Origin of the sequence: Acetobacter pomorum (assembly GCF_002738225.1) — a bacterium.
In the GTDB taxonomy this organism is placed as follows: Bacteria; Pseudomonadota; Alphaproteobacteria; order Acetobacterales; family Acetobacteraceae; genus Acetobacter; species Acetobacter pomorum.
Genome location: NZ_PEBQ01000201.1, coordinates 1 through 2,340 on the forward strand (window position 1 = coordinate 1; position 2,340 = coordinate 2,340).

The following is a 2,340-nucleotide window of genomic DNA, read 5'->3' on the forward strand; positions in this document are numbered from 1 at the left end:
GCAATGTCCGGCAGAAGGCCGGGCTCAACCGCAGCATCCTCGATCAGGGCTGGCGAATGTTCCGCACCCTGTTGGGATACAAGCTGGCAGATAGAGGCGGGAAACTGGTTGAAGTGCCAGCCGCCTATACCAGCCAGACCTGCTCAGTCTGTGGACGTGTGGACCCGGCAAATAGGGCCAATCAGGCACGTTTCGTCTGCACCGCCTGCGGACACACTGAAAACGCGGACATCAACGCCGCAAAGAACATCCTACGGCGGGCGGACTACCCGTTGATGCCTGTGGAGGGACACCGCATCAGGCGGCCCAATGAAGCAGGAAGCACCAGGAGGGCAGCTTAATGCATGCCCATACCGGAACCATCGACCTTCAGGCCGGTGAGCATGTCAGGTAGTGATGGAATACCATTCCCCAGCCGGCACATCTGAGAGAGAGTCTTCAAATGCCCTTCTCAAAGCCCATAAATGTTACGCCTTCAGAAATCACAATTCTGAAGGATCAAATTACCTACGTTATGAAGTGGAACTCGCATCCCGATTAATTCTCGGAACAGTTCCCTCTTTTAGAAAGAGTTTGAAGGGGTCTGTGGCCCGTTTGAATGAAGAGGCGATGAGGGCGAACCCATCTCAAGACCTTCTTCATGAGTGTCTAGCATGCAATCTCGGCGCCATATTGGCTGATGCAGATGTAATGGACTCTCTTTGTTACGCTTACCCTAAGGCCATAAGGTCAGACTAATAGAGTGAGGCGAGAATTATGGTCTAATGGGATAGACGCCAACGTCACTCTAGAGGGTTTCTATACCACGTTGGTTCCAGATGGTTTTATATCTGTCCCAGGTCGGATCTTTCAGCCGATTTTCGCGCTCAACCTAAGCCGTTTTAAACCAAGTAGATAGTCAACTGGACTATAAGCTAGGCAATTCTGGTGGAGCACGCTTTCTAATTGGCTCCTCCTCTTCCTCTATGTCCAGCCTGCCCGCAGGCCTCACTAAAGAACTGTGAGGCAACTTTGGCGCCAAGCTCTTATCACTCCTTAGGTGCGGCACCCTCAGTGTCCCTGACGACAGCAGTTGTAGTTGGCGTGCCAATCGCCCTTAATGCAGCTAGAAATGCTTCCTCAGAATTCATGTTCCCTGAATATGACAACTTAACCAGCCTTTTTTGTTCAGGTGTTAGTTCGTCTTTGACAACGTATAGCACTCCGCCTCTCCCTTCTTCATGGACAGAAAATCCCACTTTCTTTGCAGATTTTCTTGAACGAATTTTATCACGAATGCTCTTTTCTGGAAAAATCATTTTCATATGGCTACCCTTCATGGGGGGGGCTCATTTGCCACCACTATTGAGAGCAGAAACGGAAGCTTAAGGATAGATCATGGGGAGGCGCCACGCGCGTTCGCGAGGATTCAGACTATTCCAAGCATACGCCACTTTTTGCCTTCTATTTTGCTCGCACTCAGCACAAGCGTTGGGAGCTAAAAAAGATCACGTGACGTCAGAGGAACTCGCAGCTCAACAAGCTAATATTATTGATCAAAACTCTGTACAGATATTGCTGCAAACTGTCGCCAAATCGGCCTTTTTGGCTGGAGCAGAGTCCAAATGTAACATGCGCAAGGCTCTGACTATAAAGGGCTGCACCTCTCTTGTGATCGCAAAATGGTCAACTATCACTGGAGTTAAAATCTCGCATCCTGATGACGCGACAAAACTAGCCACTTCAGTTTGGGAGAATGCTCTGGCTGATGGAGAGAATAAAATGTCCTCTTCAAACGGATGCCCAGATGTAGATGCTGAAGCAGAAAAATTAGACATCATTTCAATTTGTCAAAGTGCGAAAACGAACTCTGCTAATGGTCATCCATTTTATGGCGGAACACTAGAAACTCCCGGGACGCCATCGGATACATCCCCGGCTGGTGGCGACCCAGGTAATCATGTGATCAGCGAGGAGATGTCAATCCAATAGCAGATGGCACCACCTTTTTCTTGTGCAATGCAAACAAGAAAGCAAGGCTACTTGGGCCTTCCTCATAAATTACTCTTAACCGCGGAATAATCATGTATCATCAGAATAACAGTAAGCATAACAGTGGCTCTCATATACGTTTCCAAACTAGCAAGCGGTATAAGGGGACTTATTTCTCAAGATTGCGCAAATCAATCAGACGTCACTTCACCATCTTTATACACGCAACTTGCATTTCCTTAAACAACAAAATATGTTATAATTTCAGGCTTTCAGGCTTTCAGGCTTTCAATCAATAAGAGATGAACGAGGGTATACACCGCTTCAGGTGAGTGGTGCGATCCTCGTGATGGCTCTGATGACGCCTGT

The 2,340-nt window shown here is 48.1% G+C and carries 3 protein-coding genes; 2 read left to right on the plus strand and 1 reads right to left on the minus strand.

The window, feature by feature from the left end; genetic code table 11:
• Window positions 1-341: RNA-guided endonuclease InsQ/TnpB family protein (locus CSR02_RS15355; protein WP_143225633.1), on the plus strand; the 341-nt coding region annotated here is incomplete at its 5' end.
• 687 nt (window positions 342-1,028) lie between these two features.
• Here CSR02_RS15355 and CSR02_RS15360 read toward each other — a convergent pair.
• Window positions 1,029-1,304, minus strand: a complete 276-nt coding sequence (locus CSR02_RS15360; RefSeq protein ID WP_099542264.1) for a hypothetical protein — start codon at window positions 1,302-1,304, stop codon at window positions 1,029-1,031.
• Window positions 1,305-1,491: 187 nt separating this feature from the next.
• Between CSR02_RS15360 and CSR02_RS15365 the strand changes: the two genes are divergently transcribed.
• Entirely contained in the window at window positions 1,492-1,971 is a 480-nt protein-coding gene (locus CSR02_RS15365) for a hypothetical protein (protein ID WP_143225634.1), read from the plus strand.
• The last annotated feature ends 369 nt before the right edge of the window (window positions 1,972-2,340 follow it).

Excerpts from the sequence above, each read along its gene's own strand:
- CSR02_RS15360 (WP_099542264.1), bottom strand. The coding sequence starts at position 1,304 with ATGAAAATGATTTTTCCAGAAAAGAGCATTCGTGATAAAATTCGTTCA.